The organism is Blautia sp. AM42-2, from assembly GCF_003480245.1.
Lineage (GTDB): Bacteria > Bacillota > Clostridia > Lachnospirales > Lachnospiraceae > Fusicatenibacter > Fusicatenibacter saccharivorans.
Window position 1 is genome coordinate 273,896 of sequence record NZ_QUIM01000002.1, and the last position, 26,195, is coordinate 300,090.

Annotated in this window: 29 protein-coding genes, 2 pseudogenes and 1 riboswitch; of the genes and pseudogenes, 28 read left to right on the forward strand and 3 right to left on the reverse strand. The window is 39.5% G+C overall.

Annotated elements, in window-relative coordinates; genetic code table 11:
* The first annotated feature begins 114 nt into the window (after nucleotides 1-114).
* From DW915_RS04340 to DW915_RS04405, 14 genes are all read left to right on the forward strand, one after another.
* Nucleotides 115-660, forward strand: coding sequence for an RNA polymerase sigma factor (locus DW915_RS04340; RefSeq protein WP_002594776.1), 546 nt, complete (start codon nucleotides 115-117; stop codon nucleotides 658-660).
* On the forward strand, nucleotides 629-1,390 hold the full coding sequence (locus DW915_RS04345; RefSeq protein ID WP_118699249.1) for a hypothetical protein: 762 nt from the start codon (nucleotides 629-631) through the stop codon (nucleotides 1,388-1,390). The genes DW915_RS04340 and DW915_RS04345 overlap by 32 nt, the downstream gene beginning before the upstream one ends.
* The gene (locus DW915_RS04350; protein ID WP_002594774.1) at nucleotides 1,374-2,261 is read left to right on the forward strand and encodes an ABC transporter ATP-binding protein; all 888 of its coding nucleotides are present in this window, start codon (nucleotides 1,374-1,376) and stop codon (nucleotides 2,259-2,261) included. The genes DW915_RS04345 and DW915_RS04350 overlap by 17 nt, the downstream gene beginning before the upstream one ends.
* Nucleotides 2,242-3,459, forward strand: coding sequence for an ABC transporter permease (locus DW915_RS04355; protein WP_243033791.1), 1,218 nt, complete (start codon nucleotides 2,242-2,244; stop codon nucleotides 3,457-3,459). The genes DW915_RS04350 and DW915_RS04355 overlap by 20 nt, the downstream gene beginning before the upstream one ends.
* Complete coding sequence (locus tag DW915_RS04360) at nucleotides 3,460-4,164, forward strand: M15 family metallopeptidase (protein ID WP_002594772.1); 705 nt, start codon at nucleotides 3,460-3,462, stop codon at nucleotides 4,162-4,164. It abuts the gene before it with no gap.
* Nucleotides 4,165-4,387: 223 nt separating this feature from the next.
* On the forward strand, nucleotides 4,388-4,726 hold the full coding sequence (locus tag DW915_RS04365; protein ID WP_080633535.1) for a winged helix-turn-helix domain-containing protein: 339 nt from the start codon (nucleotides 4,388-4,390) through the stop codon (nucleotides 4,724-4,726).
* 332 nt (nucleotides 4,727-5,058) lie between these two features.
* Entirely contained in the window at nucleotides 5,059-5,196 is a 138-nt protein-coding gene (locus DW915_RS04370) for a DNA-binding protein (RefSeq protein ID WP_080633534.1), read from the forward strand.
* Nucleotides 5,197-5,239: 43 nt separating this feature from the next.
* The gene (locus DW915_RS04375) at nucleotides 5,240-5,932 is read left to right on the forward strand and encodes a response regulator transcription factor (RefSeq protein WP_002594771.1); all 693 of its coding nucleotides are present in this window, start codon (nucleotides 5,240-5,242) and stop codon (nucleotides 5,930-5,932) included.
* A 5-nt stretch (nucleotides 5,933-5,937) separates the two neighbouring features.
* Nucleotides 5,938-6,855 (forward strand): sensor histidine kinase, encoded by a 918-nt coding sequence (locus DW915_RS04380; protein ID WP_002594770.1) that lies wholly within the window; start codon nucleotides 5,938-5,940, stop codon nucleotides 6,853-6,855.
* Nucleotides 6,856-6,990: 135 nt separating this feature from the next.
* Nucleotides 6,991-7,917: an ABC transporter ATP-binding protein gene (locus tag DW915_RS04385; RefSeq protein ID WP_015524607.1), complete on the forward strand. Its 927-nt coding sequence runs from the start codon at nucleotides 6,991-6,993 to the stop codon at nucleotides 7,915-7,917.
* The gene (locus tag DW915_RS04390; RefSeq protein ID WP_117844631.1) at nucleotides 7,910-8,695 is read left to right on the forward strand and encodes an ABC transporter permease; all 786 of its coding nucleotides are present in this window, start codon (nucleotides 7,910-7,912) and stop codon (nucleotides 8,693-8,695) included. The genes DW915_RS04385 and DW915_RS04390 overlap by 8 nt, the downstream gene beginning before the upstream one ends.
* A 2-nt stretch (nucleotides 8,696-8,697) precedes the next feature.
* A complete protein-coding gene (locus DW915_RS04395) occupies nucleotides 8,698-9,477 on the forward strand; it encodes an ABC transporter permease (RefSeq protein ID WP_117844629.1) in 780 nt (259 codons plus the stop codon).
* 7 nt (nucleotides 9,478-9,484) lie between these two features.
* A complete protein-coding gene (locus tag DW915_RS04400; protein ID WP_118741656.1) occupies nucleotides 9,485-9,946 on the forward strand; it encodes a hypothetical protein in 462 nt (153 codons plus the stop codon).
* 102 nt (nucleotides 9,947-10,048) lie between these two features.
* Entirely contained in the window at nucleotides 10,049-10,471 is a 423-nt protein-coding gene (locus DW915_RS04405) for a winged helix-turn-helix domain-containing protein (RefSeq protein WP_002594765.1), read from the forward strand.
* A gap of 19 nt (nucleotides 10,472-10,490) precedes the next feature.
* Here the strand turns inward: DW915_RS04405 and DW915_RS04410 are convergent, their stop codons facing one another.
* Nucleotides 10,491-10,748 carry a helix-turn-helix domain-containing protein gene (locus DW915_RS04410; protein WP_038292687.1) on the reverse strand — a complete coding sequence of 86 codons (258 nt, stop codon included), beginning with the start codon at nucleotides 10,746-10,748 and terminating at the stop codon, nucleotides 10,491-10,493.
* 171 nt (nucleotides 10,749-10,919) lie between these two features.
* Between DW915_RS04410 and DW915_RS04415 the strand changes: the two genes are divergently transcribed.
* Nucleotides 10,920-11,255, forward strand: a complete 336-nt coding sequence (locus DW915_RS04415; RefSeq protein ID WP_002594764.1) for a hypothetical protein — start codon at nucleotides 10,920-10,922, stop codon at nucleotides 11,253-11,255.
* Nucleotides 11,256-11,348: 93 nt separating this feature from the next.
* Here DW915_RS04415 and DW915_RS04420 read toward each other — a convergent pair whose 3' ends face one another.
* Nucleotides 11,349-11,699, reverse strand: coding sequence for a helix-turn-helix domain-containing protein (locus tag DW915_RS04420; protein ID WP_002594763.1), 351 nt, complete (start codon nucleotides 11,697-11,699; stop codon nucleotides 11,349-11,351).
* A gap of 525 nt (nucleotides 11,700-12,224) precedes the next feature.
* On the opposite strand from DW915_RS04420, the gene DW915_RS04425 reads away from it, so the two are divergent.
* From DW915_RS04425 to DW915_RS04440, 4 genes are all read left to right on the forward strand, one after another.
* The gene (locus DW915_RS04425) at nucleotides 12,225-12,665 is read left to right on the forward strand and encodes a sigma factor-like helix-turn-helix DNA-binding protein (RefSeq protein WP_002594762.1); all 441 of its coding nucleotides are present in this window, start codon (nucleotides 12,225-12,227) and stop codon (nucleotides 12,663-12,665) included.
* Nucleotides 12,649-12,885, forward strand: coding sequence for a helix-turn-helix domain-containing protein (locus tag DW915_RS04430; protein ID WP_038292684.1), 237 nt, complete (start codon nucleotides 12,649-12,651; stop codon nucleotides 12,883-12,885). The genes DW915_RS04425 and DW915_RS04430 overlap by 17 nt, the downstream gene beginning before the upstream one ends.
* A gap of 384 nt (nucleotides 12,886-13,269) precedes the next feature.
* Nucleotides 13,270-13,419 (forward strand): SHOCT domain-containing protein, encoded by a 150-nt coding sequence (locus tag DW915_RS16055; RefSeq protein WP_004613393.1) that lies wholly within the window; start codon nucleotides 13,270-13,272, stop codon nucleotides 13,417-13,419.
* A gap of 70 nt (nucleotides 13,420-13,489) precedes the next feature.
* The gene (locus DW915_RS04440; RefSeq protein ID WP_118741657.1) at nucleotides 13,490-15,286 is read left to right on the forward strand and encodes a recombinase family protein; all 1,797 of its coding nucleotides are present in this window, start codon (nucleotides 13,490-13,492) and stop codon (nucleotides 15,284-15,286) included.
* A gap of 219 nt (nucleotides 15,287-15,505) precedes the next feature.
* Here the strand turns inward: DW915_RS04440 and DW915_RS04445 are convergent, their stop codons facing one another.
* Nucleotides 15,506-15,691, reverse strand: coding sequence for a hypothetical protein (locus tag DW915_RS04445; protein WP_118741658.1), 186 nt, complete (start codon nucleotides 15,689-15,691; stop codon nucleotides 15,506-15,508).
* Nucleotides 15,692-16,002: 311 nt separating this feature from the next.
* Nucleotides 16,003-16,078, forward strand: a riboswitch (cyclic di-GMP riboswitch).
* An 87-nt stretch (nucleotides 16,079-16,165) separates the two neighbouring features.
* Between DW915_RS04445 and DW915_RS04450 the strand changes: the two genes are divergently transcribed.
* The 9 genes and pseudogenes from DW915_RS04450 (at nucleotide 16,166) to DW915_RS04495 (ending at nucleotide 26,181) form a co-directional block, all read left to right on the forward strand.
* Entirely contained in the window at nucleotides 16,166-18,016 is a 1,851-nt protein-coding gene (locus DW915_RS04450; protein WP_055219531.1) for an ABC transporter substrate-binding protein, read from the forward strand.
* Between the two features lie 5 nt (nucleotides 18,017-18,021).
* Nucleotides 18,022-20,970, forward strand: coding sequence for a hybrid sensor histidine kinase/response regulator (locus DW915_RS04455; protein WP_118741659.1), 2,949 nt, complete (start codon nucleotides 18,022-18,024; stop codon nucleotides 20,968-20,970).
* A 722-nt stretch (nucleotides 20,971-21,692) separates the two neighbouring features.
* The gene (locus DW915_RS04465; protein WP_118741660.1) at nucleotides 21,693-22,292 is read left to right on the forward strand and encodes a YczE/YyaS/YitT family protein; all 600 of its coding nucleotides are present in this window, start codon (nucleotides 21,693-21,695) and stop codon (nucleotides 22,290-22,292) included.
* Nucleotides 22,293-22,325: 33 nt separating this feature from the next.
* Nucleotides 22,326-22,442, forward strand: a pseudogene (locus DW915_RS04470) (transposase); the annotation flags it as partial.
* Between the two features lie 303 nt (nucleotides 22,443-22,745).
* A pseudogene (rhuM, locus tag DW915_RS04475) lies at nucleotides 22,746-23,473 on the forward strand (RhuM family protein); the annotation flags it as partial.
* A gap of 26 nt (nucleotides 23,474-23,499) precedes the next feature.
* The gene (locus DW915_RS04480) at nucleotides 23,500-23,784 is read left to right on the forward strand and encodes a hypothetical protein (RefSeq protein ID WP_118741661.1); all 285 of its coding nucleotides are present in this window, start codon (nucleotides 23,500-23,502) and stop codon (nucleotides 23,782-23,784) included.
* Nucleotides 23,766-24,122 carry a response regulator gene (locus tag DW915_RS04485; RefSeq protein ID WP_118741662.1) on the forward strand — a complete coding sequence of 119 codons (357 nt, stop codon included), beginning with the start codon at nucleotides 23,766-23,768 and terminating at the stop codon, nucleotides 24,120-24,122. The genes DW915_RS04480 and DW915_RS04485 overlap by 19 nt, the downstream gene beginning before the upstream one ends.
* Before the next feature lie 27 nt (nucleotides 24,123-24,149).
* Nucleotides 24,150-24,995 carry a LicD family protein gene (locus DW915_RS04490; RefSeq protein ID WP_118741663.1) on the forward strand — a complete coding sequence of 282 codons (846 nt, stop codon included), beginning with the start codon at nucleotides 24,150-24,152 and terminating at the stop codon, nucleotides 24,993-24,995.
* A gap of 31 nt (nucleotides 24,996-25,026) precedes the next feature.
* Complete coding sequence (locus tag DW915_RS04495; RefSeq protein ID WP_118741664.1) at nucleotides 25,027-26,181, forward strand: glycosyltransferase; 1,155 nt, start codon at nucleotides 25,027-25,029, stop codon at nucleotides 26,179-26,181.
* Nucleotides 26,182-26,195: the final 14 nt, after the last annotated feature.

Sequence of the window (26,195 nt, forward strand, 5' to 3'; positions counted from 1 at the left end):
AGTGCATAATTTATAAAATTTTTATTTGGACTATCTTTTTGCATATCTCAATCGTTATGCCTTATAGAACGGAATAAATATTTTGAACTTCTAATAATGAGAAAGGAGGATTTTGTGTATAATGATTTTCTACTAATTAGAAAAATGAAGCAAGGTGATGATAATGCTTTTGATTTGTTTGTCCACAAGTATTATCAAGAAATTTTAAGCTACTGTTATCATCATTGTTTTGATCAAACATATGCGGAGGATTTCACGCAGGAAACCTTTATACGTTTTTTTTCAAAATTACCCGACTATCATTATAAAGGGAAAACACTGAATTATTTATATACGATAGCAGGTAACCTATGCAAAGATTATTTGAAGAAAACAAAGGAAATGCTTCTGGAAGAAATTGAGCTTGTGGAAGAAAATCAAACAGAACAAATTTTGAATAGAGTTTTGATCGAACAGGTTTTAGAACAACTTCCAGATGAATCAAGAGAAGTACTTACTCTTTATTATTTTCAAGAACTAAAATTAACAGAAATTTCTGATACATTGCAAATTGGACTTCCACTGGTAAAGTATCGTTTGCAAAAAGCAAGGAAACAGTTGAGGGAACTTCTCGGGAAGGAGGAATTCGATGAATCAAAAAGAAAAGATAAAAAAATATAGGGAAAGCATACAAGTGGAAGCTAGCGAAGAAAAAATACAGGAAACAATTTGTAAATCTAAAAATGCCTTTTTTATGGCAGAGCAAGAACGAATGCTTTCTTATCATGACTTTTTGTGGACACAGCTTCGTGTGATACAAAAAAGGTGGTGGGTTCTTCAATTTATGATTTTAGTGGCATTATGGATTGCTTTAAGTTCTATTCATGATGAAATATATCTAAAAAGAAGTATGGGTGTTGTAGCCACGCTATTTGTAATCCTTATTATTCCGGAACTGTGGAAAAACAGATCATGTGAATGTATGGAAATAGAAGCTGCTTCCTATTATTCATTAAAACAGGTATATGCTACACGTATGCTGTTATTTGGTATTACAGATATTTTTTTCATAACTGTATTTTTAGAAGTCGCTTCAGCAGGTTTGCATTATGAATTATCAGAATTAGTTGTCCAATTTCTTTTTCCGCTTTGTGTAACGGCCTGTATCTGTTTTGGAATTTTATGCAGTAAACACGCTTTCAGTGAAACAGTTGCGATTGTTCTGTGTGTGATATGGAGTGCAGTATGGCTTTTTATTGTTTTAAATGAAAATGTATATATCATGGTTACTGTTCCCATCTGGTCAGCACTGCTGGGTGTAACAATACTTTTTATTGCTTTTGCGATATATCGTATTTTAAAGAATTGTAATCAATATTTGGAGGTGTCATTTGATGAAATTAGAGCTTGATGGTTTAACAAAAGAATTTGGAGATTTTACAGCAGTCAATCATATAAATCTTACTATGACAAATGGGGTATATGGTCTTTTAGGTGTAAATGGAGCAGGTAAAACAACTCTAATGAGAATGTTGTGTACCCTTTTAAAGCCAACAAGCGGAACGATATGCTGTAATGGAAAAGATATTTTCAGCATGGACAGTGAATATCGCAAGCTGTTGGGGTATTTACCACAGGATTTTGGATTTTATCCTGAATTTACGGTAGAGGATTATTTACTTTATATTGCTGCATTGAAAGGAATCCGTCCTGTTGTCGTAAAAAAACGTGTGAAAGAGTTGATTGCTAAGGTTGGTCTTTCAAAAGTAGCTCATAAAAAAATGAAAAAATTATCTGGTGGTATGAAGCGTAGAGCCGGAATTGCACAGGCTATGTTGAATAATCCTAAGATTTTAATACTTGATGAACCAACAGCAGGACTTGATCCAAATGAAAGAATCCGATTTCGCAATCTGATTAGCGAACTTTCAGAAGACAGACTGGTATTATTATCGACACATATCGTTTCAGATATCGAGTATATTGCGAATGAAATTTGGTTGATGAAAGACGGGGAAATTCTGCATAAAGGAAGTATTGACGAACTGATAAATTCTATGACAGAAACAGTATGGGAATGTCTTGTGCCGAAAAACAGGGTATCTGATTTTATGGAAAAATATAAAATTTCCAATATGAAATCAGAAATAAATCAGGTTATGCTGCGAATTATTTCTCACGAAAAACCGGTTGAGAATGCAATGCGTGTAGAAGCGTCACTGGAAGATGTATTTTTATATTATTTTGGAGAGAAAGCAGGTGATGAAAATGCTGCGTTATGAAATTAAAAAAGTGTTTTCTAAATCAAAAAATAGAATTGCTGTCATAGTGTTATTCGTAATACTTGCGATAACCAGTATATTAACGATTAACAGAGTGGAGTATGTTGATGAAAATGGAAATTCTTCTGTTGGAATTTCGGCTGCAAGAGATTTAAGAGAAGCCAAAAACCAATGGGCAGGTTATTTAACAGCAGATACATTAAGCAAGGTATTGGAAGAGAACAGGACAATTAACAGTTCGAAAGAGGCATTGTCGGATGACATTACAGAACAAAATAAGGCATATGCAAAAAAGCAAGGCATAGCAGGTATTATGGATGTCATTATTTATGCTTTCAGCGATTACAGAGATTATAATTATTATGTAACGGATCAGATTTCTGATGATGAAGTTGGAACAATCTATGAAAGAAGAATTTCTACTTTAAAAAATTGGCTTGAATCTGGAGAAGAAAGATTTACACAGGCAGAAAAAGATTTTATGATTCAGAAATATAAAGAACTGAAAACTCCATTTTACTATGAATATATGGACGGTTGGGCTGCATTACTACAAAATATATCAACCTTTATTCTGATGCTGGCATTAGTGATCGGTTTTCTTGTATCCGGGATATTTTCAGATGAATTTCAGACAAAAGCAGATTCCATTTTTTTCTCTGCACGATTTGGAAGAAGCAAGGGGATTTCCGCAAAGGTAGGAGCAGGTTTTTGTATTGCTACGGGATTTTATCTGATGTTTGTATTTCTATATACGTTTATTGTACTTTTTATATTAGGTGCAGACGGTGCAAACTGTCCAATCCAGTTGGATTTGTGGAGAAGTGTTTATAATATTACTTTTTTACAGGCATATCTGTTTATTGTTCTGGGTGGATATATAGGAACGATATTTGCAGCTACACTCGGAATGTTGGCATCAGCGTTTACACACTCTACGCCAACTGCCGTTATTGTACCATTCATTGTGCTATGTGCATTTCCATTTTTAAGCAGAATTATTACATTGCCTGGATTATGCTCTTTCTTTCCAGACCAGTTATTAGAAATTTATTTGGATATCAAAGAAGCTGGACTTATAACATTGGGAAGTAAAGTAACCACAATAGCAACTGTTATTGTTCCTGTATATGCAGTGGTATGCTTGATTTTTCAGCCGATACTGTACAGGGTATACCAAAAGGTGGAGATAAAATAATTGAAACGATATGCAAGACGAAAAAAATTTAAAGTAAAAAAACTTTTTATCCTGTTATTTACAGTAATGTTATGTGTGATGGCAGGAAAGGTTCTTCATTCATCTTTAACAACGCCTTTTCTTGGAAATATAACACACCATATGGCCAGTGAAGATCATGGCTGGAATCTGATTCTTGTAAATCGTGAGAATTATATTCCTGCTGATTATGAAGTACAGCTTACAGAATTATCAAATGGAAAAAAGGTTGATTCCAGAATTTACCCGGAGTTGCAGGAAATGTTTAATGCTGCAAGGGCGCAGGGATATGGTTTGTTTGTTAGAGAGGGATATAGGACACAGGAAGAACAGCAGCAACTAATGAACGAAAAAATAGAAGCATATGAAAATGAGGGAAAATCGAAGTCCGAAGCGAAAAAACTTGCAGAGCAATGGGTGGCAATTCCTGGAACAAGTGAACATCAGCTTGGTATTGCAGTCGATATAAACGCAGATACTACAAAAAGTTCAAGAGATGATGTTTATAACTGGCTTGAGGAAAATGCTCATACATATGGTTTTATAAAGCGTTATCCTTCAAATAAGACGGATATAACAGGTGTTATAAATGAACCTTGGCATTACAGATACGTCGGGAAAGAAGCTGCGTCGGCAATATACTCTCAAGGAATTTGTTTGGAAGAATATATAGAAACGCTGGAATAGAATTTCTTATATGGAATGGGTATATTGACCTATTTCCAAAAATAAAATCCAAACTAAAAAACGAAAAGATGGACGGGGGAATATACATAGAAGAATATTATAAGTAATTGACGAAGGAGGGCAGATTATAGCTAAGTTATTATTACTTTCTCTTGAGGAAAATGAGGACGAACTATTAAATGCAGTTATTTCAGTTTTAGATGGTTTTGAAAATAAAACGCAGATGATAAAAGAAAATTTTTGCACAAAATTAGTTTTTGAAGGAATGGAAATAGATGTTTCAAGACGAATACTATATCGAGGAAAAAAAGAAGTTAAAGTTACGAGTGTAGAGTTTCAAATTCTGCATTTATTAGCAAGAAATCCGGGCAGAGTATTTAGTAAGGAACAGATATATGACATTGTGTGGAAAGAGCCTTATTCCGGCGATCACAATATTGTTATGAGCCACATTAGAAATATTAGAAAAAAGATTGAAGATGATCCAAGTAAACCAATGTACATACAGACAGTGTGGGGAGTTGGGTATCGCTTTAATAAAAATTTAAGCAGTGATCTGTGAAAATATTCCAGATCACTGCTTATTTTTCCTTTTTAACACCCAAGAGATATTCACAAGATACATGAAAAAATTTAACTAATGATACAGACGGCGTGAAAAGTCAAGATATTCTAGCGGAAAATTGAAGAAAATCAGAAGAATGCAGGAAGACTTTCCTATGGAAATTTAATCGTACAGATGTTAGGAAAGTGTGGGAAATTTCGTCTGTGTCATGACATAGGAAGTGTTTGCTAAGTATCCTTTCATGCACTCCCGAAGGATGTGCCAATGTAGAAGGCATATGATTGTATTATTCGAAAGAACGAATTATAATAATATTCGGAGGAATTGATATGGATTATATGATATTAAAAGAAGCTAGTGCAAAATGGGGAGTAACACCTCGTTGGATAAATTATTTTTGCTCTGGTGGACGTATTCCAGGACCTGTAAAGATGGGAATGGTTTGGCTGATACCAAAATCAGCATAAAAACCTGTGGATGGTCGGACAAAACAAGGGAGAGAATTGTACCATGAATAGAATTTTGATTATAGATGATGACAGAGAACTGTGTGCCTTAATTAAGCGCAGCGTACAAACGGAAAATATAGCAGCCGATTTTTGTAATACCGGAAAAGAGGGCTTGCAGAAATTAAAAGAGCAGGAATATCAGCTTGTAATACTGGATGTGATGATGCCCGGTATGGATGGGTTTGAAACACTGGAAGAAATCCGTAAAGAGCATAGTTTGCCAATTTTAATGTTCACATCCAAAAATGACAGCATTTCTAAGGTGCGGGGGTTACGGGCCGGAGCGGACGATTATCTGACAAAGCCGTTTGATATGGATGAGCTGATTGCCCGTATTGTGTCCCTCATTCGCCGTTACACTCGCTTTAATCAGCAAGCCGGAACGGTGCAAAAGCTGAATTTTGATGGATTACAAATTGACCTTGAAAATCGTTCCGTTACTACGGGAAACGGCACTTTTGAACTTCCACCAAAGGAATTTGATTTGCTGCTCTATTGTGTAAAAAATCAAGGAAGGATTTTAACAAAGCAGCAGATTTATGAAGAAGTATGGGGTGAAGAATATTTCTATGATGACAGTAACATTATGGCGATTATCAGTCGGCTTCGTAAAAAATTAGAAGTCAACCCCTCCAATCCAAAGTACATCCAAACTGTCAAAGGGATCGGTTATCGCTTTAACAAGGAGGTGTAGTCAGCATGGAAATCATCGTATTCTTGTCCATTGTGATTGCTGTTGTGGCTGTATTGACTTCCATCGTTCTCGTTCGGCGTATAAAAAAACAAATAGCAGAAATGACCGATGCATTGGTTGATGTGAAAAATGGAAATGGCAATCGGCGTATTTTGTCTGCAACAAATGAACTAACAGCCCCTCTTGCCTATGAAATCAATGAGATCGTTGTGGCTTATGAAAGCAGGCTTTCTGCTGTGCGACAGACGGAAGAAACCAACCGCCAGCTTATGACGAGCCTTTCTCACGATGTTCGGACGCCTCTTACCACTCTGATCGGGTATCTTGATGCTGCACACAAAGGTATTGTCACGGGAAAAGACCGGGATGATTATATTGAAACTGCTCGCCGGAAAGCCCACGATCTGAAAGAATATATTGATGTGCTTTTTGACTGGTTCAAGTTAAATTCCAACGAGTTTGCTTTGGAAATCCAGAGCATTGAGGCCGCAGAGTTTACAAGGAATATCCTGATTGACTGGATACCGATTTTTGAGGATAAACAGGTTGATTATGACATTGATATTTCCGAACAGCCTGTCCGGGTAAGATTGGATATAGACAGCTATATGAGAATCATCAATAATCTCATTCAAAATGTCATCGCTCATAGCCATGCGGACAAAATTAAAATCTCCCTATCGAAGAAGGAAAACAGCATGGAGTTGCTGCTGGCAGATAATGGAGTTGGAATTGAGAAAGAAGATTTGAAACACATTTTTGAACGGCTTTATAAGTGCGATAAAGGTCGGTCTGAGAAAGGTAGCGGTCTTGGTCTTTCCATTGTCCATCAACTTGTAGAAAAAATGGGCGGAAGCATAGCTGTTGAAAGTATACCGGGAAAAGGAACTGAATTTTCTTTGCGTTTTCCCTTGGAGATTTAAGCGGGTTCCCGTCCTTGTGACGGGAACTTTTGTTTATTTTGTCGGATTTCAAATTGCAAGGTTAATGCAAGGTTGTGGCAAGGTTAATGCAAGGTTGGCGTGATAGAATACCTTACAGAACAGGAGGTTTTGAATATGGATTCAAATTATATTATTGAAACAAAAAATCTGACAAAGCAATACGGCTCACAAAAGAGTGTGGCGGACTTAAATATCCATGTCAAGCGTGGGAGAATTTATGGTCTGTTGGGTAGAAACGGAGCCGGAAAAACCACAACCATGAAAATGCTGTTGGGGCTAACGAAGCCGACTTCCGGTGAGGTCAAAATCTGGGGAAAGTCTTTGCAGGGAAATGAAAAGAAATTGCTGCCCCGCATTGGAAGTTTGATTGAGTCCCCTGGTTTTTATCCCAATCTGACCGGTACGGAGAATCTGCGTATCTTTGCTACCCTGCGTGGAGTACCAAACAACCATGCCATCAAAGACGCTCTGGATTTAGTCGGACTTCCTTACAAGGATAAAAAGCTGTTTTCGCAATACTCTCTTGGTATGAAGCAGCGGTTGGCGATTGCCCTTGCAGTCATGCACGATCCGGAACTTTTAATTTTGGACGAGCCTATCAACGGGCTTGACCCTATCGGTATTGCAGAAGTACGCTCTTTTATCCGTGAGCTTTGTGACGCAAGAGGAAAAACCATTTTAATCTCCAGTCACATTCTTTCGGAGATTTCCTTGCTGGCTGACGATATTGGAATTATTGACCACGGTGCACTGCTGGAAGAAGAAAGCCTTGCTGAGTTGGAGCAAAAAAGCAGTAAACATATCCGGTTTACGATCTCTGATACTGCACAGGCGGCAAGAATTTTGGAACGCAATTTCCATGAAACCCATTTTTCCATACAAGACGACCACAATCTGCGTCTACACAATATGGAGCTGCCTGTGGGGAAAATTGTAACTGCTTTTGTAGAAAACGGATTGGAGGTATCAGAAGCACATACCTGTGAAGAAAGTCTTGAAGATTACTTCAAGCGTGTGACAGGGGGCGAAGGAATTGCTTAAACTAATCAAATGCGAATTTTTGAAATTGAAACGGAAGAAATTTATTCCGCTGATTATTCTGGCTGCGTTCCTGTTTCCAATCCCGCTGACTTATCTGATGATAACGCCCTCTATGATGGAGCGATATACGGATCGGGCAGATGCTTTCGATGGACTATTTAACATGGTGTTGGGATATGGTATCCAGTTTTTACTGCCCTGCATTATCGGAGTGATTGCCGCCATCCTGTTTTTTATGGAACGCGACAACGATACATTCAAAAATTTGCGTACAATTCCAGTAACCAGCACGCAAATGGTACTTGCAAAGATCATTGTCCTTTTTATCTTTGGAATTGTTTTTTGCGTGGCTTCTACTATTGCAACAATTCTTTGCGGAATTGGAACATTAGAAGTTTATGGAATTGGTTATAAGCTGTTTTTGGCGGTTGAAACGGGGATCTTCATTACAGCAGGAACACTCCCGTTGATTGTCCTTGTTGTCTTTTTCAGTAAGACCTATGTTTTTTCCATTTTGCTGTGTGTCTTTTACAGCGTTCTGAACATGAGTGCTACGGCATTGTTTGACACACTGCCTAAAACCATGTTATGGCTTCTGCCCACGCCACTGACTACATTTTGGAGTGCGGGAGATATGGCGGCTCATGGAATAAAAATGGACTTGGAGCAAATGACAGGGCTAATTCCTTCAACATTTCAAGTTGTATTCATTCTTGGAATCATGGCATTCGTTTCGTTCTTACTGATTGACAGATTATATAAGCAGAGGGGGGAATAAACATGGTTCGCATTGTAAAAACAGAATTTTATAAATTGAAAAGGTATCATATCCTTTGGGCGGGCGTTGCACTCATGCTCCTATCCGTCCTGCTGACCTTGTTTACCTCTATGGCGAATGATGGTTCCGTTTGGGATTTCGCCTATCTTACAGAACAGGTCATCAAAAACAATATGTCCATGATTTTTCCGATGTGTATCAGCCTAATTGCTGGATATATGATTTCTCGTGAGCAGACGGATGACACACTGAAAAATATTCTGACTGTGCCGATTTCTTTTAAGAAGCTGCTGACCGGAAAATTGATTGTGTGCGGCGTATTGTCTATTACTTTCGGGCTGATATGCAGCTTGTTTACAATCATAGCGGAAATGATTGTGGGATTTCCAGGCTTTGAGATTTCCTTAGCTCTAAAAGCAGCCTTGCAGATTACTGCGGTTAATTTCTTTTTATATCTTGCGGTTCTGCCGATTATCGCTCTTACTTGTCGGAGGACAGGTAGCTTTTTAGTCGGTGTAATCATTGCTTTTGTCTATGGATATGGAGGGATGTTTGCCGCAGGAAATATGACATTAGCAAACCTTTATCCGATTACCGCAAGTCTTGGAATGGTAGGCTACCGCAGCTATGATACCGCAGTCAACTGGAATATCGGAAGCTGTTCTTGCAGTCTTGTGCTTGCTGTCGTTATTTCTGCCATCTTGATTTTGTGCATGAAAGAGCGAGAAGCAACCCAAACAAAGAAAAAGGCCAAAAAGGTAGCACCAAAGAAAGGCTGGTGATGATTTTATTAAGAAAATAGTTTTAGCATTGGCATTTGTCCTTTTGGGAAGTTTTATGATTTCTGGCTGTTCAAAAGATGAAATTCTCAATCATTATAATAATATCGTTCAGTCGGCTGGAGTCATAGAGCTTACAGGAAAGTTATCTTTGGAAGGAACAAAAGAAAAAGGGATTGATGATTATACGGGAACTTATACGGCTGATTATGAGAATTTTTCAGATTCAGAGTATTTGTTTGGAGGAACTTCTATAAAGCGAGAAGCTGGTAAGTATTTGTCTATTGATTGCACTTTGGAGGTTGCGGAGGGAACTGCAAAAGTATTTTGGATTTCTGGAGCTGATGAAGTAGTCACTTTGCTTGAAACAACCGGAACTTATAGTGACACAATTACACTTCCTGATGGTGGAAATTATGTCGGCATTGAGTGTGAGGAATTTACTGGAAACATTGAATTGAATATTGAATAATCTTTAGCTGTGTGATGGTAAAAGAAAAATGTCACAGTACGGCAGATTTGTTTTAGTTAAAAGTTTATGCATAAAAAATAAAGTAGGTGATTACATGGGAAAATGTTAATACTGACATTTGAAGATAGTGAGGAAGAAATCCTGAATCATATAATATCCTGTGTCAATACGGGAGCAAGAGCATTTCAAGTAATTGAAAATGCAAAAACAAATTTGAGTTTTAATGGATTAGAAATAGATAATATAAATCGTTTGGTAAGAAAGCAGAAACAGGAAATAGATTTGACATTTACAGAATTTGAAATCCTCTATCTGTTAGCCAACAATCTAGGTAGAGTGTTTAGCAAGGAGCAGATTTATGATATTGTCTGGAAGGAATCCTATTCCGGCGATTATAACATCGTCATGAGCCATATCCGTAATCTACGTGAGAAAATAGAAGATAACCCAAGTAAACCGATTTACATACAAACAGTATGGGGAGTTGGGTATCGCTTTAACAAAAATTTAAGCAGTGGTCTGTGAAAATATTCCAGATCACTGCTTATTTTTCCTTTTTAACACCCAAGAGATATTCACAAGATACATGAAAAAATTCTGCAAGAGCAACGACTTCATAATCCGGTACAAAACGTGTTCCTTGTTCGATACGAAGTACGGTAAGGTCACTGAATTCATATCCGGCCAGTTGTAGTTGTTCGGCTAATGCTTTTTGCGACATATGTTTTTCGATTCGTAGGGCTTTTACACGTTGTCCGATAAGGTTCTTGGAATTACTTTCCTGATTCCAGTAAATCTTCATTCAAACACCAACTTTCTAAAGATGAAGTGTTACATGATTGATTTTACGGAATATTATTGATAATATACTTCTAAAGATGAAGTATAAGAGAATAAAGTTGTTGAAAATAATGCAAGGACTGATAATACTGCCTGCAAAATGCAATACTTATATGGAAAGGTGGATACAAAAATGAACGAAGTATTTGAAATGGTGGCAGAGGTATTGGAGGAGCTTCGTAGCGAAGCAGGAGAGCGTGAGTATTCCGTTTGTACGAAAGAAGCGAAAAATGCAGCTAAAGAATTAAAAAAGGCAAATCAGGAATATGAGAAGTTGCTGGCAGAGATTTCAGGAGAACAGAGGGAGCTTTTGGAAAAATATATGGATATTGTGGATCATGCCCATTTTCAAGAAGAACAAAGAGCGTATTATCAGGGAATGATAGATACGATACAGATATTTGAAGGATTGGGAATTTTGAAAAAAAGAAATAAAGTAAAAGAACTGCTTATGCATACTGAAAAATAGTTCAAACGGGGTGGAAGGCTTACAGACAAGCTGACCACCCTGTTTTATCCAGAATTATTCAGAAATAATCCAGAAAAAATAGAAATCTTTCTGCTATTCTGTTTCATGGGTTTTATATGTACGAAGATAGGCTTCCACAAGTGCAAGGATGGTGGTTATCTGATCGGGAGTACATTCTGAAAGATAGATCAACAGCCTTTGGTAATCCAGATTATCGTTCAGAGCCGCTGGATAAAAAAATGGATCGGCAGAGATGTGTAAAGCACGAATGAGCTGTCCGAGTTTTTCAAGACTTGGAACATTGCCATGATTTTCAATCTCTTTAATATATCTTGATGAAACACCGGATTTTTCGGATAGCTCATCATAAGTCAGCTTTTGGTCTAATCTGGCTTTCTTCAGGCGAAAACCCATGTCTTTATCAATTTTCTTAGATTTAGCCATATCATACACCTCCATGTATAGTGTATATTTCACTTTAGAGAAAGAAAATGCACTAATAAATCACTATATTAGAGGGGTATCATGCACTTTTAGAAAAGGTAAGAAACTTTGGATATTGCATATAAAAAAACGCAATGTTCAAAGGCTTTTTTTCGTGTTTTTATCCTTTGAACATGTTTGGGAGAGCTATGTATTCTGAACTGTTGAAAGGATTTTTTGGTGCTAATCAAAGCCAATCCTGCGTAATGCGTGGAAAGGCAGATAAATAAGTTGCATTTTAAGCAATGTAAATAGTTATGCAGTTGAGAGTGCATTATACCCACTCGAGACATGTGGGGAAAATTTAATATCAGATATAAACAACGTCCTATGGGTATCGGCCTGTAAGGGCGTTTTTTATATAAAAAAATATTTTTTAAAAACAGTGTCGGGTGTTCGACGCTGGATATATATCCATTCGTGCTATGGAGTGAAAGGGAGATATTTCACTCTGCTTCAGGTGGTTACGGAAGGAGGTGATCTCTTATGAAGAAATCTTCTTCCGAACAGCAGTCAAGAATAAGGAAACAGTTTGACAGTTTCTGCAAAACCCTGTTGAAGAATGAAATGATAGATTATGAGAGAGAAAGAAATTATCGTTTAAAATATGAAATTTCTTTTTCGGAATTAACGCAGAAGGAACTACGACAACTGGAAATCATGGATGATTACATAGTTGAATCAGAAATGTTCCATGTCTTTGATTATGACATAGAAGTAAAAGATGAGTTGATTGGTGAAGCATTAAAGTCTTTGCCGGAAAAGAAGCGAAATGTAATTTTATTATCTTTTTTTCTGGATATGACAGATACAGAAATTGCAAAATATATGAATCTTGTAAGAAGTACCATTCATCATCATCGTACAAGTTCCCTTATAGCTTTAAAAAAGATTATGGAGGAGATCAGGACTGGAAAAAAGAAATAATACAAAGTTACTACCGTATCATATTATTGTGTCGGCAGCGTCCGGAGATGTGGAAGCAATTAACAGGATTTTGAAACATTATGAAGGTTATATTGCAGTGTTATCAACCAGAAAATTATATGATGAATACGGAAATTTACATTATTGTGTGGATGAAACATTGAGACGCAGACTTGAAACAAAATTGATTACTAAAATACTGAAATTTAAGATTGCATAATTTTTATCTGAACGACTCCCTTTCGTAAATTGATATAAAAAGAGCAATCATTGTACCTTGAAAATTTCATATTTATCCTGCAGGACGAATGAAACAGAGGAGCTATACAGTAGATACGCCAGGACTGTCTGCATTATTGCTTTGCGACATCGTGACGCAAAGTGGAAATGGTATCAAAATGATATGGAAGCAAAGGCATGAGCGATAAATATTTGACTGTGATCAGAAAGTGGGATTTTTGTAGCGAAGATACTGTTTTTGTTAATGATACTTCCGGGAAAGCTGCCCGGTCTGAGAAGATGGTGAAATACCAATGAGGCTGTTACCCGACAGCTACTGCAGGATTTTTTAATAAAAGTAGATGAGAAAGAATAGAGAGGGAAAATGAATAGTGCAAAATTGTTGAGATACAGTATGCAGCTGTCAATGTTGAAACAATTACGCTCGTTAAAACTTATAAGTGAAGCAGAGTATCAGCTGGTAGAGAAAAAGTTAAAAAAAGATTATGGTGTTATTTCTAATATTACCGCTTGACTATCGGAGTGTTGCGTTGTAAGATTATATCAACACTACGGTAGGAACACAAAAAGAAAGGGGCGGTGAAATGGAAGTTGAAATCATTAAGGCGAAGGGTGCTGGTGAGGATACTTCTACGGGAAGAAAGATTGATAGATTAAGAGTTGCCGCATATTGTCGTGTTAGTACTGATGATGAAGATCAGATTAAAAGTTATAATTCAATGGTCAGATATTACACGGACTTGATAAAGAGTAATAAGCAATGGGTTTTTGCAGGAGTTTTTGCTGATAAAGCAATTACAGGCACGAAAACAGATAAAAGAGAAGAATTCCAATTACTGATTCAGGAATGCCTTTCTGGTAATATTGATTTAGTGATTGCCAAAAGTATTCCTAGATTTGCACGAAATACATTAGATACATTAAAATATGTAAGAATGTTAAGAGAGAGAAATATAGCGGTATATTTTGAAGTCGAAAAAATTAATACCTTAAAAGATGGAGAATTTTTACTGACTATTTTAAGTTCTGTTGCACAGCAGGAAGTGGAAAATACATCTGCATATGTAAAAAAAGGTTTGAAAATGAAGATGAAACGTGGAGAACTTGTTGGTTTTCAGGGATGCCTTGGATATGATTACGATGTAGTAACAAAGTCGCTGTCTATTAACGAAGAAGGTGCGGAAACGGTCAGATACATATTTGACAGATATGTTGCAGGTGCTGGAAGTACGATGATTGCAAGGGAACTGAATGAACAGGGGATTCCAACTATTAAAGGGAATCCGTGGACTTCTTCCAGTGTAATGGGAATTATTAATAATGAAAAATACAAAGGTGATATTTTATTAGGAAAAACCTTTACCGTAGATCCGATATCAAAAAGAAGGCTGGAAAATCTTGGAGAAGAAGATCGGTTTTATATCAAAAATCATCATGAACCGATTATATCAGAAGAAAAATTTGCAAGAGCTCAGGAGATACGGGAACGCCGTAATGGAGGACGCAAAAAGGGAGTAGCACCTGGAAAACGAGAAAAATTCAGTAGACAATATGCTTTTAGTTGTATGCTTGAATGTGGATTTTGCGGTGCGAATTTATCAAGGAGAAGGTGGCATAGCAGTTCGAAATATACAAAAACTATTTGGCAATGTGTAGAATCAACAAAACATGGTAAAAGGTTTTGTCCAGATAGTAAAGGAATTCCAGAGCAGGTTATAGAAGATGCTTTTATTGAATCTTACCGTATGTTATGTACAGATCATAAAGATGTGTTGGAAGAATTTATTAAGAGAGTCGAGAAAACTTTATCAGAGGACTCGATAGAAGATAAAATTGAAAAACTCAATAGAAGTGTTTATAATATTCAACATAAGAGAAAAAAGTTGCTGGAAAACTATTTAGAGGGTGTTGTGGCTAAAGACATTTATGAGGAAACAGATGTGGGGTATGAAAAGAAATTGTCTGAAGCAAAAACACAGTTAAGTATGTTGGAACAACAATATGACAATGAAGGCAGCTTGCAAAGAAGACTGGCAGATTTTAGAAAAGCATTGTCAAAAAATCAGATTTTAGAAGAATTTGACAGAGGAATATTTGAAAGTATCATCGAAAAAGTTATTGTCGGTGGTTACGATGAAAATGGAGAGAAAGATCCCTATAAAATCATTTTCGTATATAAAACAGGATTCAAAAATGAAATTGGAAACGCAAAAGAACGATTTGGGAAGAAATCAAAAGCAGTAGAAAAAGCGAAAGAAATGTGTTCCCATATCGTAGACGAGGTAAAGGATGTGTGTTCCTATGTTAGTGACAACACATGTGGAGACTGTGTGCCTTTTGGGCAAACGAAAACCAGATGCCAAGGTAAAAATAGGCATTGATATGGATGATTATTACCGTATCAGGGAGAATGCTGAAAGCAAATAAACCTTTGCAAAACCGAATAATACACTGAAACAAAGCAAGACAGAAGCTGTTGATGCGTTAGAAGATAACGTGTCAGCGGCTTTTTCTTTTTATATAATAGGAAAGTTCGACATTCGTCGAACTCTTGATAAAAAGAGCCCGCACAAAAGCGGGCATAGAAAACAGACGATAGATTAAAAGAAGTCGATGTAAAAACCTTCTTCAAATTCATCGTCATCGAGGTCATCATCCTCGGTAAGAAAATAGTGCATATCCAAAAGGTCAGAGTCTGTCATGTTTTTGACCAGATTGGATGTCATTCCCTCTGGAGGATTTTTGATGTATTTTTGTCTGAGTTCCTCTATAAGCTTTGCATCCATGGTTTAAATTCCTCCCTGTCTGTTAATAAGTCCAGTATGATACAGACAGGCAGAAAAATCAAGCAGAGCGGCATTTAGCTTTTGCCATGGCCCTTTCGTAAAGTTCTTGAAGAGGAACTCGTTTATGATTGTGATAGATTTCTACTAAAAGCAATGCTGCGTGGACTTCGGAAGTAGAAGAACAGTTCGAGTATATGTATCGGCTGTTCTTTTTTTGCTTTTGAAGGTTAAAATGGTAATGTTTTTCTTGTGTACAGTAGAGTGCCATAGTATAATAAAATCAGTTTTTTGCATAAGTTTAAAAGCTTAAAAAGGACGATCGGCAAACCAGATGAAAGTCTGGGACGCAAAGCTACAGGGCCTGTAAAATGGCAGCCAGTTGCATGAAATGAGGTGCACTGTCTGTTTGGCAGTGCTTTTTTACGGTGTTATTTCATAGACGTGACTATAACAATTCTATTAGGAGAACTTGTAATGAAAAAGAAAAAATGGAGCAAGGTTTTGTCTGTATTTTTAGTGATGGTGACAGCCGTATCGCTTCTGTCAAGCTGTGGCGGGAAGAGTGCGGAAAAAGAAGATGCAGAAACAATCACAGTATATTTATGGAGCACAAACCTGTATGAAAAATATGCACCATATATCCAGGAACAGCTTCCGGATATCAATGTCGAGTTTGTTGTAGGGAATAATGATTTGGATTTCTACAAGTTCCTTGATGAAAACGGTGGATTGCCGGATATTATAACCTGCTGCAGATTTTCCCTGCATGATGCAAGTCCCCTGAAAGACAGTCTGATGGATCTTTCCACAACCAATGCGGCAGGTGCTGTCTATGATACCTACCTCAGCAATTTCAGGAACGAGGATGGAAGCGTAAACTGGCTTCCTGTGTGTGCAGATGCCCATGGTTTTGTAGTGAACAAAGACCTTTTTGAAAAATATGATATCCCGTTGCCAACAGATTACGAGAGTTTTGTTTCCGCCTGCCAGGCATTTGACAAAGTGGGTGTTAGTGGATTTACGGCAGACTATTCTTATGATTATACCTGTATGGAAACACTGCAGGGTCTGTCTATATCAGAGTTGTCTTCTGTGGAAGGACGCAAGTGGCGGACGGTCTACAGTGACTCGGAAAATACAAAGAGAGAAGGTCTGGACGATACCGTCTGGCCAGAGGCTTTTGAACGTATGGAACAGTTTATTCAGGATACAGGGCTTAGTCAGGAAGATTTGAATATGAATTATGATGATGTTGTTGAGATGTACAAAAGTGGCAAGCTTGCCATGTACTTTGGCAGTTCTTTCGGTGTAAAAATGTTCCAGGATCAGGGCATTAACACAACATTTCTTCCATTCTTTCAGGAGAACGGTGAAAAGTGGATTATGACTACGCCATATTTCCAGGTGGCCTTAAACCGTGATCTGACAAAGGATGAAACACGCAGAAAGAAAGCAATGGAGGTACTGGATACAATGTTTTCAGAGGATGCGCAGAACAGGATCATTAGTGATGGACAGGATCTGTTAAGCTACAGTCAGGAGGTGGATATGCAGCTTACGGAATATCTGAAAGATATAAAACCTGTGATCGAAGAAAACCATATGTATATCCGTATTGCGTCAAGTGACTTTTTCTCTGTTTCCAAGGATGTGGTTTCCAAAATGATCTCAGGAGAATACGATGCAGGGCAGGCATACCAGTCATTTAATTCTCAGCTTCTTGAGGAAGAAACTGCTTCTGAGGATATCGTGCTGGATTCACAGAAGTCGTATTCCAACCGTTTCCACAGCAGTGGAGGAAATGCAGCATATTCTGTTATGGCAAACACGCTACGTGGCATCTATGGGTCAGATGTGCTGATCGCAACCGGAAACAGCTTTACGGGAAATGTGCTGAAAGCCGGTTACACAGAAAAAATGGCAGGTGACATGATCATGCCAAATGGTCTGGCGGCTTACAGCAGCAAGATGAGTGGGGCTGAGCTGAAAGAAATAATCAAAAACTTTGTAGAAGGCTATGAGGGAGGATTTATTCCGTTTAACCGTGGCTCTTTGCCAGTGGTTAGTGGTATTTCTGTGGAAATTAATGAAACGGAAGATGGCTATACATTAAGTAAAGTTACAAAGGATGGAAAGGCAGTTCGGGATGAGGATACTTTCACGGTGACCTGTCTTGCCACACCGCAGCATATGGAAACTTATCCTGTAGATGAAAATATGATATTTGATGGAGGAGCTACATCTGTGAAAGATACCTGGACAGCATATGTTTCAGGTGGTAATGCCGTTCTTGCAGAACCTGAAGATTACATAACCCTGAGGTGAGAAAAATGGATGTTAAGAATTATAATAGAAATAGAAAGAAACCTGTCAGGAAAAAAGGATTAAGAATAGTTGCTTTTCTTCTTCTCTTTATAGGAGTTGTTCTGGCTGTTTTCCGATATTATAAGTTTATGTCGAAATCTATTTACGAGGAAAGTGTTTCTCATCTGACGGAAGTTCTTCATCAGTCTGATCAGATGCTGAGAGAACTGACAAATAAGAACCTGACTTACCTCCATATTTGGGGCGAGAATCTGCAGAATATTTCCGGTGAAGACGAGATCCGTGATTATATAAAGAAAGCGCAGGAAGATGCAGGCTTTTTGGAATTCTTTTTTCTATCATCTGACGGTGACTACAAGATGGCGACAGGTGAAACCGGGTATCTTGGATTACAGGAAAATATTGAAGAGGATATCCGGCAGGGAAATGATGTGATAGCGAATGCAGCAGTTCCCGGAAAATCCCAGCTGCTTGTTTTTGCCACACCTAAGGCGCATGGAATTTATCAGGGATTTGAATATGATGCGATTGCCATTGCTTATGAAAATTCTGATATCGTAGATGTACTGGATATTTCTGCTTTTGATGGAAATGCCCAGAGTTTTATTATTCATCCGGATGGTCGTGTTGTGATTGATCATTCTTCCGAGTTATGGGGGAACGTGTATAATTTCTTCGGTTTTCTGAGTAGGTATTCTGATATGTCTGAAAAAGAGATCAATGTCCTTTTGGAGAAGTTTAAAGCGGGACGTACTGATGCGATGTTGCTGAATCTGGATGGAAGAAATTATTATCTGGTCTATGAAAAATCGGATATTCAGGACTGGATGTTTCTGGGACTTGTCCAGGCTGATATTGTCAATGCCAGTATGAACAATCTGCAGTTTACCACGATGCTTCTTGTTGGAGCTGTTGTACTTTGCATTGCTGCCTTTTTTATCAGTCTTATTATCCAGAAAAACAGGAAAAATCTCAGAAGAAAGGATGTGGAGATCCGGTACCGTGATGAGCTGTTTCAAAAGCTTTCAATGAATGTGGATGACGTTTTCCTGATGCTGGATGCCCAAACATATCAGACGGATTACGTCAGCCCTAATGCGGAAAAACTGCTGGGTATTACAGTAGAACAGATTCGCAAGGATATTCGTGTTTTAAGAAAACTGCACCCTGCAGATTCTGAAGACTCGCAGAAGAATCATCTGAAAGAAATTCCGGTTCATGAACAGCAGGAGTGGGATTGTGAATTTATACATCGGAAGACAGGGGAAAGGCGCTGGTTTCATAATATTGCAATGGGAAGTGAGGTAAACGGGGAAAAGAAATATATTCTGGTTATGTCAGACCGTACCTCTGACCGGAAAATGAACCAGGCTCTTTCTGAGGCAGTCCATGCGGCAGAGACTGCAAATAGGGCGAAGAGTATTTTTCTTTCCAATATGTCCCATGATATCCGGACACCAATGAATGCGATTATTGGATTTACAACATTGGCTGTAAGTAATATTGATGACAAAAAAAGGGTTCAGGATTATCTGGGCAAAATTCTTTCTTCCAGTAAGCATCTGCTTTCACTGATCAATGATATATTGGATATGAGCCGGATTGAGAGCGGAAAGATCCATCTGGAAGAAACAGAAGTCTGTCTGTCGGATGTGCTTCATGATCTGAAGACGATCATCAGTGGACAGATTCATGCGAAGCAGCTGGAGCTTTATATGGATGCCATGGATGTTACGAATGAGGATGTCTATTGTGACAAACTGCGGCTGAACCAGATACTGCTGAATCTTTTGTCAAATGCGGTTAAGTTTACTCCGGCAGGCGGAACCGTTTCTGTCCGTCTCAGACAGTACCCGGGAAAAGCAAAAGGCAGCGAACTGTATGAATTTCGGGTAAAGGATAACGGAATTGGAATGAGTCAGGAATTTGTACAGAAGATCTTTTCTCCTTTTGAGCGGGAGCGGACTTCTACAGTCAGCAGGACTCAGGGTACGGGACTTGGAATGGCCATTACCAAGAACATCGTGGATATGATGGGCGGTACTATTGAGGTTCAGACAGAGCAGGACAAAGGCACCGAGTTTATAGTCCGTCTGCCATTTCGGACTCAGCCTGAGCATCATCGCATAGAGAAGATTTCGGAACTAGAGGGTCTTAAGGCATTGGTTGTAGACGATGACTTTAACACCTGTGACAGTGTAACAAAGATGCTTGTAAAGGTTGGAATGCGTTCGGAATGGACAGTCTCGGGTAAAGAGGCTGTTCTCCGTGCACGACAGTCAATGGAGCTGGGGGATGCATTTCATGCTTATATCATCGATTGGCGTCTGCCGGATATGAATGGAATTGAAGTTACACGTCAGATCCGCAGTCTTGATGACAATACGCCGATCATTATTCTGACTGCATACGACTGGTCAGATATCGAAACAGAAGCCAGAACTGCAGGAGTGACTGCATTCTGCGCGAAACCTCTGTTTATGTCAGATATCAGAGAGACTCTGATGGCTGCCATCGGTCAGAAACAGGCCCAGGCAGAGGATAAGATTCTTCCGGCAGCAGATTTAGATTTCAGAGGCAGGCGTATACTTCTTGTGGAAGATAATGAACTGAACAGTGAAATTGCAGTGGAAATTTTGAAAGAATATGGATTCCTGGTTGATACAGCAGAAAATGGAGCAGAGGCAGTGGAGAAAATTAAAAATTCAACACCAGGGGATTATGATCTGGTACTGATGGATGTGCAGATGCCTGTAATGAATGGATATGAGGCTACCAGGCAGATCCGTGCGCTTACTGATCCGGCACTGTCGGGAATTACCATTCTTGCCATAACTGCTAATGCTTTTGATGAGGATAGAAAGAAAGTTCTGGAATGCGGTATGGATGGATTCTTATCCAAGCCAATAATTATTGAAGAATTGATCGATACGTTACAAAAGAATCTGGATTAGGTGCCTGGAACATCATAAAACCCACAAGGTAGAAGAGGGAAATGGAAATCAGTACGCAGATGATCCACAGATGCAGCAGAAGATCAGAGAAAAGGTAATGGAATCCCTGAAATATCTGGTGTCTCTGGTAAATGATGTGCTGGGTATGAATAAACTACAGAGCGGAGATTTGAAGGATTCTGTCGAATATTATGGACAATGCCATAAAATTCAGTCAGGCGGGTAGTGTGCTCATGGTCGGGGTTAAGGAAGAGTTTCTGCCTTTAACTGTCACAAGATCAAAGTTTTTATGTGTCACGGATAATTCGGCAGCCAATTCGCTGAGCTTCTTTTTCATTCCTGACGGGTACAGCAAACGATTTGTTTTCAAAGCACCAATGGTATGAAATCCTTGTACGGCAAAGGTGTTGATTATTTTTTCAGAAACGTACCAACAGTCACAAAGAAAATAGGACTGTACCGGAGGAGTTGGCATTAGAATACGATTTGCATAAATCTAATTTTTTAAACTGGTTGTATATGAATGCTGAATGATGTATAGTATTTGCAGGAGACACCTTCTTTCGTGAATGCTGTAAATGTTGGTTTGGTCACTTTCATTATACAACACAATCGAATTCAAGGTGTCTTTCTTTTATGCAAAATCACGAACTTGCTCATTTATAGTATAAAGATAAAATGCGTAGTAAGAATTCAAATAAAAATAAAAGGAGGCTATAACAATGAGTAAAACAGAATGGACGAAAAAAATAATAATCATTGTGATTGGTTCGATCATAGCAGCATATGGCATTACCCTTGCATTGTATGCGGGATTTGGAGGGGCAACCCTTGCTGTTTTGTGGCAGGGGATTTCAAGGACATTTCATATAAGTATAGGCATGGCATCTCTGATTGTAGCCATAATTATGATTGTGTTCTCATTTTTCTATGACAGATCACAGATACATATTGGTACGATTATTTATCAGCTTGTGTATAGCCTCTGTGTTGATTTGTTTGCAAATGCACATGTGTACAGTACGCATTTGTGGGTGAATGCACTGATTATGTTGCTGGGAGTCATGCTTTTTGCAGTCGGAACAGGAGTTTATGCGGCAGCTTCACTGGGACGTGGTTCTTACGAGGCATTAACCTTTTCTCTTGCGGAAAAGAACGGCTGGCAGGTAAAAGCAGTGCGGATGATACTGGATATTGTTATGGTACTTACCGGAGTTTTGCTGGGGGGAAAGTTTGGCATATGTACAATCGTAACGATCATTATCTCAGGACCGGTTATTCAGTTTACAGCATCAAAAACTAAAAAGTTATTAAAAAACTAAAGATGTGGATTTGGTGAAAATCGTCACCGGCGGGAGTATCCAGAAGCAGTCCGACGCCTGATCTATACGACCAACACCATCGAAGGATTTAACCGCCAGCTCCGAAAAGTCACAAAATCAAAAACTGTATTTCCATCGGATGACAGCCTGCTTGACATGCCTGGAAATTGCATTATAATACAAACAAGGACAGAGCCCCCAAAACGGGCTCCGTCCTCGATAACTAATGACATATCTTATATCAGTTTTTTCTGTTTACACAAAACTTGAAACAGTCTCAATTACCGCTCTGTAGATTACAGCACAATTAAAAACTTTGTTTTCAATGTTACTAAGGATATCCGCATGACAGACATACCTACATGGAAACAGAAATTAGAACAGCAGTATATCAATCTTGCATTTGACCCTGCAGCAGCATTGAGTGATTTATCGAAGAAGGAGGCCTCCTATTTGAAAAAGAAAAAAGATGAAGTAACTATCCGTTCCAGTGCAGCAGAATACCTGACCTATGTTGCCTCTGTTGGTGGTCAGCAGGATAGTATTGAGATGCGCTATGAGGATGAGAATATATGGCTGACACAGAGGATGATGAGCACATTGTATGACGTTGGTTTGCCAACGATAAATGAACATAGCAATATAATCTTCAAATGATTATTGCGGTTGGATTCAAGGTTAATAATGAGCGAGCAGTACAGTTTCGCAAGTGGGCCAATGGCATCGTGAAGGACTACGCCATCAAAGGTTGAGTCATGGATGATGAACGCCTGAAAAATGGTGGCTCTGTGCTCACAGTAGAATATTTCGACCATTTGCTTGAGCAGATTCGAGAAATCCGTCTCTCTGAGCGTAGATTTTATCAGAAGATAACAGATATCTATGCTACAGCTCTTGATTATGACCGAACAGCGAAAACAACAAAGCAATTTTTTGCAAAAGTGCAGAACAAGATGCACTATGCAGTTCACGGACATACAGCAGCGGAGTTGATTTACGAGCGAGCCGATGCAGATAAGCCACACATGGGATTAACTACATGGGCTGCAGCTCCGGAGGGCAAGACTGTAAAAAGTGATGTCAGCATTGCGAAGAATTATCTAACAGATAAGGAAATGTGTTCATTGGAGCGTATTGTATCTGCTTATTTGGATTTGGCAATGGAACGCTGCAGACATCAACCCTGACGGGTGCAAAGATCAAAGAAATGGCAAAAGAAGGCTGTGATCTCAATGGAAACGGATATCCGTATCCATATGTGCTTCTGACCAAAGATGGAACCGATCTGGAGGACGAAAAAGAGTACACCGTTGTGATCTGTGGTTTCTTAAAAGGAATGGAAGACGAGCTGAATCAGCAGGATACCGGAATCATCGGTCTTGATGCAGCAAAAGAATATCTGAAGAACGTAAAAGAAGTTTCATCCGGTACGCTGGATGACAGTCTGGTCAAAGAACAGAAAAAAAGACCATTATGTGTACGGATGTTGTGATCGAAGAAAATACGTATTACATGGTTTTAAAGAAGCTGGACGGATACGACTGGTCGATGCTGATGCTGGTGCCGACATCGGATCATTATGCGCAGATGTGCCTGTGGGTAGCGGATAATGGAATCGGTATGAGCAAAGAATTCCGGAACAGCAGCCACCCGCTGGCAAAGAAAATCCCGATTCTTGCGATGACAGCCAACGCATTTTCAGAAGATGTGCAGAATGCTTTCAATGCGGGCATGAACGCACACATAGTAAAACCGGTGGATATGAAGGTACTGATAAAAACAGTGTGGAATCTTCAGACGGGCACCGGAGCGGCAGGAACTTTAAATTGAAAAAATCCGGCAGAGTGTTTATAATGGATGGGAAAAACAAAACAGAAAGGCAATGCCGTTATGCGTAAAATTACAGAATTAAAAGAAAAACAGGAGATTGCGCTTGGAATATTACTGTATCTGGATGAAGTCTGCCGGAAACATCACCTGATCTATTTTGCAGCAGATGGAACGCTGCTCGGGCTGATCCGGCATCAGGGGTTCATTCCGTGGGATGATGATGTGGATGTCTGGATGCCGAGAGCGGATTATGAAAAACTGGAACAGATTGTAAACAGCGAAACGGATACACCGTACCGCGTCATGAATTTTCATAATACAAAGGGTTTCACACTGGCATACGGAAAGCTGGTACACACCGGAACGAGTCTTGTGGAGCACGTGGCAGGAGCTGTGGATACCGGTCTTTTCGTCGATATTTTCCCGTTTGACGGACTGCCGGAAAAAGATACACTGGAGTACGACCGTCACTGGAAAAAGCTGCTGTTTCTGGAAAGCCAGCGGATGAATGCATTCCGCACCTACCGCCAGACCTTAAAAGGAAACAAAGGAAGCTTCGCAAAATGGTGCAAATGGGCGATCCGGAAATGTTATGGAAAAGAGCGGATTCTGCGCGAGATGGAAAAAGAGTGCAGAAAGTACCGCGCGGAGGACTCAAAGTGGGTGGCCTGCCAGTGCGGCGGTTACCGCAAGTCGGACGCGATTCCCAAAACAGCGATCGAAGAGATCGTGCGCCTTCCGTTTGAAGGCCATCTGATCAATGCCCCGGCGGGATACGAGACGTATCTTCACACCCTGTACGGCGATTACCATCAGCTTCCGCCGGAGGATCAGCGTCATCCTGCGCATGTGGGAGATGCCTACTGGCGTTAGAACAGAGAAAAAAGCAGATGAGAGGTAAGCAATGAGTAAAATACTGGTGCTGGGACGTACCATGGACATGGGCGGAACGGAAGTGGCCATGGCAGCGCTGCTGCAGAAACTGGTGGAGAAAAAAGAAGATGTAACGCTTCTTCTGGTCGAAAAAAGAGGCGTTCTGCTGGAGCGGATTCCGAAGGAAGTGGAAGTGCGCCAGATGATCTGGGACAAAAAGCCGCATCCGGCTTTGGAACGGATTGTGGGAAAACGGGAGACATCGGCAGAACGGTCTTTCTATGCCAGAGGAATGGGCGTATTTCTGATGCGCGTCGTGTATGGAAAGAAACGGTATGGAAAACTGTATGAACGGATTCTGGAGTGTGTGGAGCCGGAAACAAAACAATACGATCTTGTTTTCGACTTTTTCGCATTCGGAGCCAGAAAGACGAATGCGCGGAAAAAAGCGGTCTGGTTCCACGGAGAAAATCTCTGGTGGCTGTTCCGGACCAGGGACTTTATTCCGGAGTATGATAAAATTTACTGCGTTTCCGAGCCTGTCCGGAAACAGGTCATTGCCCGTTTTCCGGAACTCGCGGACCGGACAGAGGTTCTGCTGAATTTCATTGACATCAAACAGGTGCAGAGACGGAGTGAGGAGCCGCTTAGCGATCCGCAGTACACAGGAGAGCTGAAATTTCTGACGGTGGGAAGAGCTTCGGAAGAAAAAGGATATGATATTGCGGTGCAGATTACGGCGGAGCTGAAAAAACGGGGACTTCGCTTCAAATGGTTCATCATCGGTGATGGAAGAGATCTGAACAAGCTGCGGACCATGGCAAAGGAATATCAGGTGGAGCAGGAAATTATTTTCCTCGGAATGCGCGAAAATCCTGCGCCGTACGTAAAATCCTGCGACCTGTATCTCCAGCCGTCCCGTCACGAAGGCTATCCGATTACGATTGTAGAGGCGAGAAGCCTGCAGAAGGTCATCATCGCTTCCGATATTCCGTCCATGCGCGAGCAGATCCGGGATGGGGAAAACGGATATCTCTGTCCGCTGGATGTGATGCAGTTTGCCGATAAAATCCAGAAAGTGCTGGCAGATCAGGAAGGACGCGATGCGGTCAGAAAGAAGCTGCGGGAGGAACCCATTGATTTTTCAGCGGGATATGCGCAGATAGAAGCGTTTGCAAAAAAATAAAAGAGAAACAGCAA